The sequence below is a fragment of the Streptomyces sp. NPDC085460 genome, assembly GCF_044541975.1.
Classification (GTDB): Bacteria; Actinomycetota; Actinomycetes; order Streptomycetales; family Streptomycetaceae; genus Streptomyces.
In genome coordinates, this window is record NZ_JBITTO010000007.1 from 179643 (window position 1) to 193404 (window position 13762).

Annotated in this window: 11 protein-coding genes and 1 pseudogene; 6 read left to right on the forward strand and 6 right to left on the reverse strand. The window is 75.1% G+C overall.

Annotation, left to right across the window (positions count from 1 at the left end; all coding sequences use genetic code 11):
• Window positions 1-181: 181 nt before the first annotated feature.
• Window positions 182-334: pseudogene (locus ACIGHB_RS19690) on the reverse strand (sulfurtransferase FdhD); the annotation flags it as partial.
• Between the two features lie 249 nt (window positions 335-583).
• Here ACIGHB_RS19690 and ACIGHB_RS19695 point away from each other — a divergent pair.
• Window positions 584-2638 carry a phosphocholine-specific phospholipase C gene (locus ACIGHB_RS19695; protein WP_399914613.1) on the forward strand — a complete coding sequence of 685 codons (2055 nt, stop codon included), beginning with the start codon at window positions 584-586 and terminating at the stop codon, window positions 2636-2638.
• 28 nt (window positions 2639-2666) lie between these two features.
• Here the strand turns inward: ACIGHB_RS19695 and ACIGHB_RS19700 are convergent, their stop codons facing one another.
• The gene (locus tag ACIGHB_RS19700; RefSeq protein ID WP_399914615.1) at window positions 2667-3626 is read right to left on the reverse strand and encodes a helix-turn-helix domain-containing protein; all 960 of its coding nucleotides are present in this window, start codon (window positions 3624-3626) and stop codon (window positions 2667-2669) included.
• Between the two features lie 127 nt (window positions 3627-3753).
• Here ACIGHB_RS19700 and ACIGHB_RS19705 point away from each other — a divergent pair, with 127 nt between their 5' ends.
• The gene (locus tag ACIGHB_RS19705; RefSeq protein ID WP_399914617.1) at window positions 3754-4803 is read left to right on the forward strand and encodes a saccharopine dehydrogenase family protein; all 1050 of its coding nucleotides are present in this window, start codon (window positions 3754-3756) and stop codon (window positions 4801-4803) included.
• Between the two features lie 40 nt (window positions 4804-4843).
• On the opposite strand, the gene ACIGHB_RS19710 is transcribed toward ACIGHB_RS19705, so the two are convergent.
• Together ACIGHB_RS19710 and ACIGHB_RS19715 are read right to left on the reverse strand one after the other, a co-directional pair.
• The gene (locus tag ACIGHB_RS19710; RefSeq protein ID WP_399914619.1) at window positions 4844-6154 is read right to left on the reverse strand and encodes a MerR family transcriptional regulator; all 1311 of its coding nucleotides are present in this window, start codon (window positions 6152-6154) and stop codon (window positions 4844-4846) included.
• 53 nt (window positions 6155-6207) lie between these two features.
• On the reverse strand, window positions 6208-6909 hold the full coding sequence (locus tag ACIGHB_RS19715) for a HEAT repeat domain-containing protein (protein WP_399914621.1): 702 nt from the start codon (window positions 6907-6909) through the stop codon (window positions 6208-6210).
• Window positions 6910-7172: 263 nt separating this feature from the next.
• On the opposite strand from ACIGHB_RS19715, the gene lanL reads away from it, so the two are divergent.
• The 4 genes from lanL (at window position 7173) to ACIGHB_RS19735 (ending at window position 12185) form a co-directional block, all read left to right on the forward strand.
• Window positions 7173-9920 (forward strand): class IV lanthionine synthetase LanL, encoded by a 2748-nt coding sequence (gene lanL / locus ACIGHB_RS19720; protein WP_399914623.1) that lies wholly within the window; start codon window positions 7173-7175, stop codon window positions 9918-9920.
• Between the two features lie 43 nt (window positions 9921-9963).
• Window positions 9964-10119 carry a VenA family class IV lanthipeptide gene (locus ACIGHB_RS19725; protein WP_189849959.1) on the forward strand — a complete coding sequence of 52 codons (156 nt, stop codon included), beginning with the start codon at window positions 9964-9966 and terminating at the stop codon, window positions 10117-10119.
• Window positions 10120-10275: 156 nt separating this feature from the next.
• The gene (locus tag ACIGHB_RS19730; protein ID WP_399914625.1) at window positions 10276-11328 is read left to right on the forward strand and encodes an ATP-binding cassette domain-containing protein; all 1053 of its coding nucleotides are present in this window, start codon (window positions 10276-10278) and stop codon (window positions 11326-11328) included.
• Window positions 11325-12185: an ABC transporter permease gene (locus tag ACIGHB_RS19735; RefSeq protein ID WP_399914627.1), complete on the forward strand. Its 861-nt coding sequence runs from the start codon at window positions 11325-11327 to the stop codon at window positions 12183-12185. Before ACIGHB_RS19730 ends, ACIGHB_RS19735 begins: the two co-directional genes overlap by 4 nt.
• Window positions 12186-12203: 18 nt before the next feature.
• Here the strand turns inward: ACIGHB_RS19735 and ACIGHB_RS19740 are convergent, their stop codons facing one another.
• Window positions 12204-12680: a cytidine deaminase gene (locus tag ACIGHB_RS19740; RefSeq protein WP_399914629.1), complete on the reverse strand. Its 477-nt coding sequence runs from the start codon at window positions 12678-12680 to the stop codon at window positions 12204-12206.
• A gap of 104 nt (window positions 12681-12784) precedes the next feature.
• Window positions 12785-13735 (reverse strand): helix-turn-helix transcriptional regulator, encoded by a 951-nt coding sequence (locus ACIGHB_RS19745; protein ID WP_399914631.1) that lies wholly within the window; start codon window positions 13733-13735, stop codon window positions 12785-12787.
• Between the last annotated feature and the right edge of the window lie 27 nt (window positions 13736-13762).

Genomic DNA, 13762 nt, shown 5'->3' on the forward strand with positions numbered 1-13762 from the left:
CCGAACGCCGGTCGGAACGCCACCACTGCCACCGTGTCGGTCACCCCGGCCCTTCGCGCTCCGGCGTGATCCGTTCCTCGCCCGCGTACACGTTCATCGAGGCGCCGCGCAGGAAGCCGACGAGGGTCAGTCCGCTCTCGCAGGGGCAGCAGTCCGGAGCGTAGGGCGTGCCCGACGATTTCCGCTCCAGCGAGGCGTCCGGGGCGGGCACGCCGGGTGCCAGTCCGACGTCCACCACGTTGTAGGTGTTCCCGCCGTCGGAGGTGGCCCCGGCGCAGTAGCGGATTCCGGCCACGTCGGCGGCGCTGCGCACCACGCCCTCGCCGACGAGGAATCGAAAAGGCGGGCCCGGTCTTCCCGGGCGAGGTTTCGGGCGCCGCCGTGCCGGCGGGTTCCCTTGGTGCGGGGGATTTTCCCGGGTGTACAGCGGGAAGTCACGGGACGGTCGTGGAGCGGTGGCTCTCGGGCGCTCTTCTTGGGGCGCTCAGCGCCGGGCCCCGGCCGCCGCTCCGTCGCCGTCCCGCCCGACGTTTCGCCCCGCTGTCCCGTTTCGTCCGTTCTAGTTCCGGAGGACCACTCCCCCATGGCCGACCTCGATCGCCGCAGGTTCCTTCAGCTCGCCGGTGGTGCCGTCGCGTTCAGCGCGCTGTCCGAGTCCATCGCCCGCGCCGCCGCCATCCCCGCACAGGGCTCCACCGGCACGCTCCAGGACGTCGAGCACATCGTCGTCCTGATGCAGGAGAATCGTTCCTTCGATCACTACTTCGGGTCGATGAAGGGCGTCCGCGGCTTCGGCGACCCCCGGCCGGTCACCCTGCCCAGCGGGAAGTCCGTGTGGAACCAGTCCGACGGCTCGAAGGTGACGCTGCCGTTCCGGCCGGAGAGCGCCAAGCTCGGGATGGAGTTCCTCCAAGGGCTCAACCACGACTGGGCGGGCGGCCAGAGCGCCTTCAACAAGGGCCGGTACGACAACTGGATACCGGCCAAGTCCAAGGCGACGATGGCGTACCTCACCCGGGACGACATCCCCTTCCACTACGCGCTCGCCGACGCGTTCACCATCTGCGACGCCTACCACTGTTCGTTCATCGGCTCGACCGACCCGAACCGCTACTACCTGTGGTCCGGTCACACCGGCAACGACGGCACCGGCGGCGGCCCGGTCCTCAACAACGCCGAGGCCGGCTACGGCTGGAAGACGTACCCCGAGCGGCTGGAGGCGGCCGGGGTCTCCTGGCGGGTCTACCAGGACATCGGCGACGGCCTGGACGCCGCCGGACACTGGGGCTGGATCAACGACGCGTACCGCGGCAACTACGGCGACAACTCGCTGCTCTACTTCAACACCTACCGCAACGCGCAGCCCGGCAACCCGCTCTTCGAGAAGGCCCGGACGGGCACGAACGCCAAGGCGGGAGAAGGCTACTTCGACCGCCTGCGCGCCGACGTGCAGGCCGGCCGGCTGCCGCAGGTCTCCTGGATCGCCGCCCCCGAGGCGTTCTCCGAGCACTCCAACTGGCCGTCGAACTACGGCGCCTGGTACATCGCGCAGGTCCTCGACGCGCTGACGTCCAACCCCGACGTGTGGGCGCGTACGGCGCTCTTCATCACGTACGACGAGAACGACGGCTTCTTCGACCACGTCGTCCCGCCGTACGTCCCCGCCTCGGCGGCGCAGGGCCTGTCGACGACCCCCACCGCGCTCGACCACTTCCCGGGCAAGGCCGGGTACGTCGCCGGGCCCTACGGCCTCGGGCCGCGCGTCCCGATGCTCGTCGTCTCGCCCTGGTCCACCGGCGGATACACCTGCTCCGAGACCTTCGACCACACCTCGGTGATCCGCTTCATCGAGCGCCGCTTCGGCGTCCAGGAGCCGCAGATCTCCCCCTGGCGGCGTGCCGTCTGCGGCGATCTGACCTCGGCCTTCGACTTCACCCGCGCGCAGACCGGGCCGGTCTCGCTGCCTCCCACCAGCGGCTACTACCCGCCGGACCGCGACCGGCACCCCGACTTCCCGGCCACCGCCCCCGCCGTCGGCACCATGCCCCGCCAGGAGCACGGCGCCAAGCCCACCCGGCCGCTGAAGTACGCCCCGTACGTGGACGGCTCCGCCGACACCGCGGCCGGCACCTTCCGGCTCGCCTTCAGCGGCGGCCCGGCCGCCGGCGCCCAGTTCTACGTGACCTCCGCGAACCGCACCGACGCCCCCTGGACCTACACGGCGGCGGCGGGCAAGTCCATCGCCGACACCTGGAACACCAAGTACTCCAAGGGCACCACCGACCTCACCGTGCACGGCCCCAACGGCTTCCTGCGCCGCTTCCGCTCCCCCGGCAAGACCGCCGTCCCCGAGGTGACGGCCCGTCACAACGCCGCCACGGGCGCCCTCGACCTCACCTTCACCAACGCGGGACCGACGACGACGGTGACCGTCACCCACGCCTACGCGGGCGGTCCGCGGACGCTGACGGTGGCCCGGGGCGCGACGGTCACCCACACGGTGCCGCTCACGGACTCCGGCCGGTGGTACGACGTCACCGTCACCTCGGCCGCGCACGCCGACTACGTACGCCGCCTGGCCGGGCACGTGGAGACGGGCGCGGAGGGGGTGACCGACCCCGGGATCCTCACCCACTGACACCGGCCCCGCGGGCGCCGTGAACCGGTCACACCGGGGTCATGGCGCCCGTCCGGGTGCGGAAGGTCCGCCGGTAACTGTCCGGGGGCACCCCCAGCGTCCGGTTGAAGTGCCGGCGCAGGGTGGTGGCGGTGCCCATGCCGGTGGCCGCGGCGATGGCGTCGACGCCGTCGTCGGTCCGCTCCAGGAGCTCCTGGGCCCGGCGGATCCGCTGGGCCAGCAGCCACTGGAGCGGGGTGGTGCCGGTCGCCGCGCGGAAGTGGCGGGTCAGCTGGCGCGAGCTCAGGCCGGCCCGGCGGGCGAGGTCCTCCACGGTCATCGGCCGGTCGAGGCGCTCGACGATCCAGGGGAACAGGGCGGTGAGCGGGTGGTCGTCCTGGGCCGGTACCGGGGCGGTGACGAACTGCGCCTGACCGCCCGAGCGGTGCGGCGGCACGACGAGCCTGCGGGCGACGGCGTTGGCGACGGCGGAGCCGTGGTCCAGACGGACCACGTGCAGGCACAGGTCGAGCGCGGCGGCCTTGCCGGCGGAGGTGAGGACGCTGCCGCCGTCCACGTAGAGCACGTCGGGGTCCACCTCCACCTCGGGGTGGCGGGCGGCCAGCGCGTCGGCGTGGGCCCAGTGGGTGGTGGCGCGCCGGCCGTCGAGCAGCCCGGCGGCGGCGAGCACGAAGGCGCCCGTGCACAGGGAGACGATCCGGGCGCCCGCCGCGTGGGCCGCGCGCAGCGCGCCGACCAGTTCGGCGGACGGCTCGACGTCGACGTCGGCCCAGCCGGGGACGACCACGGTGCCGGCGTCCGCGAGCCGGTCGAGACCGTGGTCGGGTGCGAGGCGGAACGGACCGAAGGGCACCGGGCCGGGCCCGCAGACGGTCAGGTCGTACCAGGGGACGCCCACCGCGTCGGGAGCGGATCCGAACACCTCTTGGGCGACGGCCAGTTCGAAGTGCAGCATCCCGTCGGTGACGGCCAGGGCGACTGAGGGCATGTCCGGAAGTGTACGGGGCACGTCGTTTCCGACACTCACCGTTGCCTGTTCAACCATTCCAGGATGGGGGTGCTCGATCGGACGCGGCGAGGACGTCGGACGCGGCACGGGAACAGGGAGAGACCTCATGGCGGCGGGACAGACGGTGACGGTGTACGGCGCTTACGGACACACGGGTCGGTTCGTGGTGGCGCACCTGCGGGAGCGCGGGTTCGTCCCGGTCCTGGCCGGGCGTGACCGGCGGAAGCTGGAGGCACTGGCCGCACGGTACCCAGGACTTGACGTGCGTCCCGCGCCGGTCGACGACCCGGTGGCGCTCGACCGGGCCCTCGCCGGCGCCGACGCCGTCGTCAACGCGGCGGGGCCGTTCGCGACGACGGCCGCCCCCGTGATCGAGGCGGCGCTGCGGGCCGGGATCCCGTACGTCGACGTGGCGGCCGAGATCGAGGCCAACGCCGACACGTTCGCGCGGTTCGCGGACCGGGCGAAGACGGCGGGCGCGGTGGTTTTGCCCGCGATGGCCTTCTACGGCGGTCTCGGCGACCTGCTGGCCACCGCCGCGCTCGGCGGTCTCACGACGGCGGACGAGGCCCACATCGCGTACGGGCTCAGCGGCTGGCAGCCCACCGAGGGGACTCGGCTGGCCGGGAAGGTGTCGGCGGAGCGGCGCGGGGGCCGCCGGGTCCGCTTCACCCAGGGGAGGCTGGAGTACCACACGGACGCGCTGCCGACACTGACGTGGCCGTTCCCCGAGCCGATGGGCCCCCGGTCCGTCGTCGGCGAGTTCACGATGGCCGACGTCGTGACCCTCCCGAGCCACCTCTCCGTCCCCACCGTGCGGACCTACATGTCCACCGAGGCGGCCGGCGGCGTCACGGGCGCGGACACTCCGGCCCCGACGGCGGTCGACGCGCGGGGCCGGTCCGCGCAGACCTTCCTCGTGGACGTCGTCGTGCGCTCCGGCGAAACGGAGCGGCGCGCCGTCGCCACCGGCCAGGACATCTACGCCGTGACGGCGCCGCTCGCGGTCGAGGCGGTCCACCGGATCCTCACGGGACGCACCCGCACGACCGGCGTCGCCTCCGCGGGCGAACTCTTCGACGCGCCGGACTTCCTCGACTCCCTCGCCGCGTCCGGGCACCTCGCCTGGGAGCATGGCACCGCGGTGGTGGGGTGAGGCGCCCGCTCGGGTACGGGCCGGGGGGCGGGCTCGGCGGTCAGCGGGGGTCGCGGAGGTCGCGGAGGCGGCGGAGGTACGTGGCGGTCAGGGAGACGGCCGGGTCCTCGTCCTCGGTCAGACCGGCGAGGGCGCGGGAGGCGACGGGGCCGGGGATGTCGGCGAGGGCCTGGGTGAGGCGGCCCCGGGACGCGGGCGCGGTGGCGGGGTCGGCGAGACGGGCGACGAGCCGGGCAGCAATGGCGTCCGCCGCGTCCATGGCGGTGCCGTCGCCGGGACCGGCGGGCATGTCCGTGTCGTCGCCAGGACTGGCAGCCGTGTCAGGGCGGTCGCCTGGACCGGCGGGCATGTCCGTGGCATCGCCAGGACTGGCAGCCGTGTGAGGGTGGTCGCCTGGACCTGCGGGCATGTCCGTGGCATCGCCAGGACTGGCAGCCGTGTGAGGGTGGTCGCCGGGACCGGCGGGCATGTCCGTGTCGTCGCCAGGACTGGCAGCCGTCTGCGTGCCGTCGCCGGGACCGCCGGCCAACGGGGTGTCCTCGCCAGGACCCTCGGCGGCGCGCGCGAGGGCCGCGAGTGCGTCGGCCGCGTCCGTGTCGTTCCGGCCGTCCGCGACCATCGCGACGAGCTCCGGGATCGCCTCGGGCACGCCACGGGTGCCGAGGGCCAGGGCCGCCCGGCCGCGGACCACCGGATCGGAGTGGCCGAGGGCGTCGCGGAGCCGGGCCGTGGCGTCGTCGCCCGGGAGAGCGGCGAGGGCCAGGACGGCCCGCTCACGCACCTCCGGCGCGGGGGCGGCGAGGGCCCGTGCGAGGAGCGCGGGGCCGCCGTCGCCCGAGCGGACCAGCGCCCAGCGGAGCGCGCCGGCGACATTGGTCTCCGTCTCGCCGAGCGCGGCCTCGACCAGTGCCTCCACCGGTACGGGAACCCCGTCGGCCGACGACAGGACGGCCCGCTGCCGGATGTCCCTGCTGGCCGAACCGAGCGCCTGGAGGAGCGCGACGACCCGGAGGGCGTCGTCCCAGCTGGAGGGTGCGGTGGCGTCGAGGCGGCGGAGCCGGGTGAGCAGTTCGGTCTCGGCGGCGATGCGGGCGCGGGTCTGGTCGATGAGGTCGCCGACGAGCTGTGCGGGGGTGAAACCGGGGTCGTCGAGGGCACGCCCGATCTCCCGCAGCGACAGGCCGAGCGAGCGCAGGCTCTCGATGTGGAAGATCCGCCGGATGTCGTCGTCCCGGTACTCCCGGTATCCGGAGCCGGTGCGGCCCGAGGGCCGCACCAGACCGAGCGACTCGTAGTGCCTGAGCATGCGGGCGCTGACGCCGGAGCGCCGCGCCACCTCCCCGATCAGCACGCCCACGTCCTCTCGTTCCTCCGGTTCCCACGGGTACGCCCCGGGCGGAGGACCTAGTCTCCCGCCTGCCCGGACCCGCCCAGCGCCACGACGCGCTTCGCCTCCTCGATCGCGTACGCGAAGCCGGTGTCGGGGTCGGCGAGGATCCGCTCGGTCGCGAGCGCGTGCGCGCGGACGTCCGGGTCGGGGTCCCGCGCGGCACCGTTCAGGACCGTCAGGATCACGTCGCCCAGCTCGATCAGCGCGCGGCTGAGGCTGAGCTGCGTGTCCCGCCCGCCGCGGCCCAGCTGCGTGGCGAGGACCTCGGCGAGGGGGCCCTGGGCCCCGTCCGGCACGAGCAGCACCGCCGTCCGCCACGCGGCCCGCGCCACCTCGTCGTCCGGGTCGGTCAGATGCCCGCGCGTGATCGCCGGCCATGCCTGCCGGTCGCCGAGCTTCGAGAGCGTGTGCAGGGCCTGGCTCCGCGCCTGGGCCCGTTCCGAGCGGAGCTCCTGGAGCATCCTGGGGAGCGTCAGGTCGGCGGGGAGCCGGGTCAGGGCCCAGGTCAGCATGTCGCGGACGAAGAACTCGGGCTCGACCGCGCACCGCTCGACGAGGGTGTCCACGAGCCGGGCGTCGGGCGCCGTTCCGGCGGCCATCGCGGCCCGCAGCCGCACGGACGAGCGCCCGTCCTCCAGGGCTCGCACGACCCGCAGGACCTCCGCGTCCCGCTCCACCCCGCGTCCCCGTCCCTGCTCCTGCTCCGTCATGGTCATCGGGACCACCTCCTCGACCGGCAGTCAAAGGCTTGTCACCGTGTCAAGGTCAAGCGGACCCCGCCCGCTGCCACCCCTGGCCCCCTCCCGCTGCCGCCCCTGAGCGAGCCTCAGTGCGCCCCTTGCGCGCCGGGCGCGCCTCCCGGTGGGACTCCTGCGGTGCGCGCTCGCCGGAACCGGTGAATACGGGGGTGGGCAGGTGGGGTCGGCACGTGCGTCGGGCACGTTCCCGCCAGCGGTTCTCGCCGTTGAGAGGGATGGGCATGACGAGCCACGCCACCGAGGCAGTACTGGAAGACCTCCTCCATCGCGAGCTGCGTGCCACGGGCACCGGCGAGCGCTGGACGACCGCGTCGGACGACCTGTGGTGCCGGGTGGCACCGCGCTCCGGCGAGCAGCGCCGGCAGGGCTGGAAGCTGCACCTGTCGGCGACGGCCGCGTCCGCGCCGGCCGTTCTGGCGAAGGCCCTGGAGGTGCTGCTGCCGGACGCGTCGGGGTTCAAGTTCGCCCGGTCGCTGGAGCGGGTGAGCGCGCTCAACTCCCGGGCGACGCCGCGCGGGAGCTCCGGCAAGTTCGTCACCGTGTACCCGCGCTCGGACGCCGACGCGGCCCGGCTCGCCGGGGAGCTGCACCGGGCGACGGCGGGTCTCGCGGGGCCGCGGATCCTGTCCGACCAGCAGTACGCCGTCGACAGCCTCGTGCACTACCGGTACGGCGCCTTCGTCGCCCGGCGCCGGCTGTCCGCGGACGGCCTGCTGGTCTGGTACTTCGAGGACCCGGACGGGAACCCGGTGGAGGACCGGCGGACCGGCGCGTACACGCCGCCGGAGTGGGCGGTCAGCCCCTTCCCCGCCCCGGTGCCCGGCGCGGCGCGCCCGGCGGGCACGGAGACCCGTCCGGTGGTGCTCGGCGGCCGGTTCTCGGTACGGGAGGCGATCCGGCACACCAACAAGGGCGGTGTCTACCGGGGCAGCGACGTCCGCACGGGCGCCCCGGTCGTCATCAAGGAGACCCGGCCGCACGTGGAGGGCGACGCCTCCGGCTTTGACGTCCGTGACTGGCTGCGAGCCGAGGCGCGGGTGCTGGAGAAGCTGCGGGGCACGGGCCTGGCGCCGGAGCCGCTCGCGCTGTTCGAGCACGGCGGGCACCTCTTCCTGGCCCAGGAGGAGGTGCCGGGCGTCCCGTTGCGCACCTGGGTCGCCGAGCGCTTCCGTGACGTCGGCGCCGAGCGGTACCTCGCCGAGGCGACGGAGCAGGTGTCCCGGCTGATCGACCTGGTGGCGGCCGCCCACGCCCGAGGCTGTGTGCTCCGGGACTTCACGCCCGGCAACGTGATGGTCCGCCCGGACGGCGAACTCCGCCTCATCGACCTGGAGCTCGCCGTCCTGGCGGAGGACACCCCGCTGCCGACCCGGGTGGGGACGCCCGGTTTCAGCGCCCCCGAACGCCTGCTGGACGCTCCGGTCGCCCCGTCCGGCGACGCCTACAGCCTCGGCGCGACCGTGTGCTTCGTCCTGACGGGCAAGGTGCCGAACCTGCTGGACGAGGAGCCGGCGGACCGGCCGGCGGAGCAGCGGCTCGCCGCCTGGCTGACCGCCTGTACCGCCTCCGTACCCCTCCCGGACGGCATGCGGGAGCTGATTCTCGGGCTGATGCGGGACGATCCGGCCGAGCGGTGGGCCCCGGCCGGGGCCCGGGAGGCCCTGCGGACCGCCCGCCCGGCGCCGCGCGGTGCCGCGCGCACCGGAGACGAGCCGGCCGGTGACCCGATCGAGGCCCCCGTCGCCGACCACGAACCGTCCGGCGACCCGACCGTGGCCGCCGTCGCCGGCCACGAGCCGTCCGGCGACCCGATCGAGGCCGCCGTCGCCGGCATCGTGCGGCACCTGGTGGACACGTTCACGCCCGGTGGCGACCGGCTGTGGCCCGTCTCGACCCGGGCCGGCGAGACCGATCCCTGCACCGTGCAGCAGGGCGCGGCCGGCGTGCTGGCCGTGCTGACGCGGTACTTCGCGCTCACCCGCGATCCGGCAGTGCCGGCGGTGCTGTCCGCCGCCGGCCGCTGGATCGCCGACCGCACCGACCCGGCCGGCGCGCGGCCCGGTCTGCACTTCGGCGCCCGGGGCACCGCCTGGGCGCTGTACGAGGCGGGGCGCGCTCTCGACGACCGGGAGCTCACCGACCACGCGCTGGCCCTGGCCCTGGCCGCCCAGGAGCCGACGCCCAGCCACGACATCACCCACGGCACGGCGGGCGGCGGACTCGCCGCGGTCCACCTGTGGCGGCGCTCCGGTGACCCCCGTCTCGCCGAGGTGGTGGCCGAGGCGGCCGACCGGCTGAGGTCCGCCGCGCGCCGCGACGGGCCCGGGGCGAGCTGGCCGGTCCCGGCCGAGGCCGTCGCGGAGGAGGCGGGCAAGCGGTACCTCGGTTTCGCCCACGGCACGTCCGGCATCGGCTGCTTCCTCCTCGCCTCGGCGTCCGTGACGGGCCGCGCGGAGGACCTGGACCTGGCCGTGGCGGCGGGCGAGCACCTGGTGGCGCACGCCGTGGACGTCGGCGGCGCGGCCCAGTGGCCCGCGCAGGCCGGGGACGTCCCCACGGCCCCGTACTGGTGCCACGGCTCGGCCGGCATCGGCTCGTTCCTGGTGCGGCTCGGCCTGGCGACCGGGGACGACCGGTTCGGCGGCCTCGCCCGCCGCTCGGCGCGGGCGGTCGTGGAGCGGGCCTCGCGGGCCGCCCTCACCCAGTGCCACGGTCTGGCCGGTAACGGCGACCTGCTCCTCGACCTGGCCGACGCCACCGGCGACCTGGCCCACCGGGCGAGCGCCGAGGGCCTGGCCCGTCTGATCGTCTCCGAAGGGGCCCGCCGCGGCGGCCACGTCGTCTTCCCCAACGAGTACGGGGACGTCTCGACGGGCTGGAGCGACGGCTCCGCCGGAATCCTGGCGTTCCTTTTGCGGGTCCGCCATCCCCTAGAGCCCCGGCACTGGATGGTCCAGCAGCCGGTTTGAGCGGCAGAGAGCCTGCCGCCGCCTCACTGAGAAGGAGAATGCCATGGAGAACCAGGACCTCGAACTGCTCGCCCGCCTGCACGCCCTTCCGGAGACCGACCCGGTCGGTGTCGACGGAGCGCCCTTCGCCGCGACCTGCGAGTGCGTCGGCCTGCTCACGCTCCTGAACACCGTCTGTATCGGCATCAGCTGCGCGTAGCGCGCACCGCCTCCTCCGGCCGGCTGCTGTCCCGGGGCAGTCACCGGCCGGAGTGAGGCCCCCCGGCCGGCCGGGGGCGCGGAAGGCGCCGCTCCCGTCGCCTCCCCGTGCCCCCGGCCGGCCATCGACGGCGACCCCTGGACGAGGACGTGCCCCATGCAGCTCCACGCCCGTGACCACGAGCCCGCCGGCACGCCCGCGCCCGCACCGGCGCCACGCGCCGACGCCCGCGATCCCGCACTCGCCATCAGCACGCGGGGGCTGGTCAAGAGCTACCCCGGTCCGGGCGGCACCACCACCCACGCGGTGAGCGGCCTGGACCTGGACGTGCACCGGGGCGAGACCTTCGCCTTCCTCGGGCCGAACGGCGCCGGGAAGTCCACCACGATCGCCCTCCTGTGCGCCCTCGCCCGCCCCACCTCCGGCCGCGCCACCGTGGCCGGCGCCGACGTCCTGGCCGAGCCCGAGCGGGTACGGCGCCGGGTCGGCCTCCTCTTCCAGCACAGCGCCCTCGACCCGGACCTGACGGCCGAGCAGAACCTCCGCGTCCACGCCCGCCTGTACGGGCTCCGCCGCGCGGAGGTCCGCCGGCGCACCGCCGAGGTGCTGGAGCTCGCCGACCTGGCCGACCGGCGGCGCTCCCCGGTCCGCACCCTCTCGGGCGGCATGCGGCGGCGCCTGGAGATCGCCCGGCAGCTGCTGCACTCCCCCGGCGTGCTGTTCCTGGACGAGCCGACCACCGGCCTCGACCCGCACGCGCGCGCCCGGATCTGGGAGCACCTGCGGGCGCTGCGCGACCGGGACGGCAGCACGCTCTTCGTCACCACCCACTACCTGGAGGAGGCGGAGCACTGCGACCGCCTGGCGATCATCGACCGGGGCCGGCTGGTGGCGGGCGGCACGCCCGGCGAGGTGAAGGCGGCGATCGGCGACGACCGGGTGGTGCTGCGCACCAGCGACGACGGGGCGGCCCGCCGGATCGCGGGGCTGCTCGTGCCTCCCGAGCGGACCGTCCACGTGGACGCGGACGGCGTCTGGCTGCGGGTGCCGGACGGCAGCACGTGGATCCCCCGTCTGTGCGCGGCCCTTGAAGTCCACGGGATCGCCGTGCACGCCGCGTCCGCGACCCCGCCCACGCTCGACGACGTCTTCTTCCACCACACCGGCCGCAGCATCACCGGCCCCGCGGGAACCGGAGGCGGCCGATGACGGCCCTCACCCTGCCGACGCCCGCCGACAGCACGACGGAACCGCGCCGGACGGGCCGGCTGCGGCGCGAACTGCGCGCGGTCCACGCCCTGGTCCACCGCGATCTGCTCCGGCTCGCCCGCCAGCGGGTCCCCACCGCGCTGATGCTGCTCCACCCGGTGCTGTACCTGTTCATCCTGGGCGGAGGTCTGGCGGCGCTCATCCCGGCGGGTTCGCTGGGGGTCGGCTACCAGGCGTACCTCTTCCCCGGCATGCTGATGATGACCGTGCAGACGCCGGCCATCATGGTCGGCATCCGGCTGATCACCGACCGTCAGAGCGGCTATCTGCGCGAGCTGCTGATGGCCCCGGTCAGCCGGTCCACGCTGCTGCTGGGCAGCTGCGCGGGCGGCACGCTGGTGGCGACCGTGCAGGGCGCCGTCCTCCTCGGTCTGGCCGGGGCGGTCGGGCTGCCGTACGACCCCGTGCTGCTCGCGCTGCTCCTCGGCGGCATGGTCCTCATCTCCTTCACGCTCACCGCGCTGTCCCTGGCGCTGGCCGTGGGGCTGCGCAGCCCGGAGACCTTCCACACGCTGCTGGGCGTGGTGATGATGCCGCTGCTCTTCCTCTCCGGCGGCTTCTTCCCCCTGGCGTCCCTGCCCGGCTGGGCGCAGGGGCTCGCCGCCGCCAACCCGCTCGCGTACGGCGTGGACGTCCTGCGCCGCTCCATCACCCTGCGGGTTCCCGAACAGGCGGCGGCCGGCGGCGTCGAGTGGGCGGGCCGCCGGCCGCCCCTCCCGCTCGAAGCGGGCCTCCTCCTGGCCGTGGGCGCGCTGGCCCTGGTGTGGGCGGCCCGCCGCTTCAGCCGCCCGGAGTGACGGGGCCCCGCCCGGCCGTCACTCCGCGGGGAGCTGGTGGTCGGCCCAGACGTACGTCTCGGGCAGGAGGTCCGCGACGGGGACGGCGCGGAGGCGGTCGGCCGCGCCCACGAGGACCCTGAGGTCGGGGAAGTAGTCGAGGAGGACCTGGCGGCAGCGGCCGCACGGGGGGACGACGCCGCGCTCGCGGTCGCCGACGGCGACGACCGTCTCCAGGTCGTGGACGCCCTGGGCCGCCGCCGCGCCGATGAGGACCAGTTCGGCGCAGGGGCCTCCGGTGAAGTGGTAGGCGTTGACGGCGGTGACGATCCGGCCGTCGCGGCCCCGGCCCGCCGCCGCCATCGTGTGCGCGTCGCCCCGGCAGCGGGTGCGGGCGACGTGCGCCGCCGCCCGGACCAGTTCCGCGTCGAGGGCGTCAAGGCCGTCGAGAGCGTGGAGGGGCGCGCGGGGGCTGTCGGTGCCCTGCTTCCCGGCGCTGGTGTTCTGTGGGGGCATCGGCTCCGCTTCCTCGGGATGGTCCGGTCGGACGACGACCTTGGCGCCGGTGCGCGGGGAAGCGCAAGCGGGTTCCGGCCGCGGGGCGTGCGGGGGGGGATCGTTCAGGCGTAACGCTCCGCCAAAGTGCGGACGGTGGCGGCGATCCGCGCCCGCAGCTCCGCCGGGGCGAGGACCTCCACCTCGGCGCCGAGGGCGAGGAAGGTGGCGTGGGCGTGGTCGGTGCTCTCGACGGGCAGGGTGGCGCGGGTCCAGCCGTCGGGTTCGGGGACGCCGTTCTCCGCGAGGGCGCGGGCGGCGGCGCCGGTGAGCCGGCCGGCACCGAGCGGGGAGATCCGTACGACGGCCTCGCCCTGGTGGAGCCGGGCGTGGAAGTCCCGCTGGCTCTCCCTCCAGTGCGCGGCGAGGTCGAAGCCGGGCGGGAGGGGCGCCTCCTCGTCGGTGACGGTGAGGGAGATGATCTGGTCGACCCGGTACGTACGCGGGCCGGGGCCGGCGACCAGGTACCAGCGGCCCGCCTTGAGCACCAGGCCGTACGGGGCGAGCCTGCGGTCGACCTCGGCCGGCTCCCGCCACCGCCGGTAGCTCACGGCGAGCACCCGGCCGGCGCGGACGGCCTCGGCGACCTCCGGCAGGAACGGCGCTTCCGTGGACTCCGCGTACCAGCCAGGCGCGTCGATGTGGAAGCGGGTGCGGAGCCGGTCGACGTGCTCGCGCAGCGGGGCGGGCAGGGCGGCGCGCAGTTTCAGCTGGGCGTCGGCGAAGTGGCCGCCGAGCCCGAGTTCGTCGGCGGCGACGGGCAGCCCGGCGAGGACGAGCGCCTCGGCCTCGCGCGCGTACAGGCCGGTGAGCCGGGAGCGGTGTCCGGCGAGCAGCCGGTAGCCGCCGCGGTGCCCGGCGTCGCCGTACAGCGGCACGCCGGCGGCGTGCAGCGCCTCGACGTCCCGGTAGACGGTGCGGACGGAGACCTCCAGTTCGTCGGCGAGCTCACCGGCGGTCATCCGGCCGCGGGTCTCCAGGAGGAGCAGGATCGACAGAAGACGGCTGGACTTCACTGACACACGGTGTCAGTGAAGGGCTCC

Coding starts and splice junctions, on each gene's coding strand:
- ACIGHB_RS19700 (WP_399914615.1), bottom strand. CDS start 3,626: ATGCCCTCAGTCGCCCTGGCCGTCACCGACGGGATGCTGCACTTCGAA.
- lanL (WP_399914623.1), top strand. CDS start 7,173: ATGACGAGCCACGCCACCGAGGCAGTACTGGAAGACCTCCTCCATCGC.
- ACIGHB_RS19725 (WP_189849959.1), top strand. CDS start 9,964: ATGGAGAACCAGGACCTCGAACTGCTCGCCCGCCTGCACGCCCTTCCG.
- ACIGHB_RS19705 (WP_399914617.1), top strand. CDS start 3,754: ATGGCGGCGGGACAGACGGTGACGGTGTACGGCGCTTACGGACACACG.
- ACIGHB_RS19715 (WP_399914621.1), bottom strand. CDS start 6,909: ATGACCATGACGGAGCAGGAGCAGGGACGGGGACGCGGGGTGGAGCGG.
- ACIGHB_RS19730 (WP_399914625.1), top strand. CDS start 10,276: ATGCAGCTCCACGCCCGTGACCACGAGCCCGCCGGCACGCCCGCGCCC.
- ACIGHB_RS19735 (WP_399914627.1), top strand. CDS start 11,325: ATGACGGCCCTCACCCTGCCGACGCCCGCCGACAGCACGACGGAACCG.
- ACIGHB_RS19695 (WP_399914613.1), top strand. CDS start 584: ATGGCCGACCTCGATCGCCGCAGGTTCCTTCAGCTCGCCGGTGGTGCC.
- ACIGHB_RS19740 (WP_399914629.1), bottom strand. CDS start 12,680: ATGCCCCCACAGAACACCAGCGCCGGGAAGCAGGGCACCGACAGCCCC.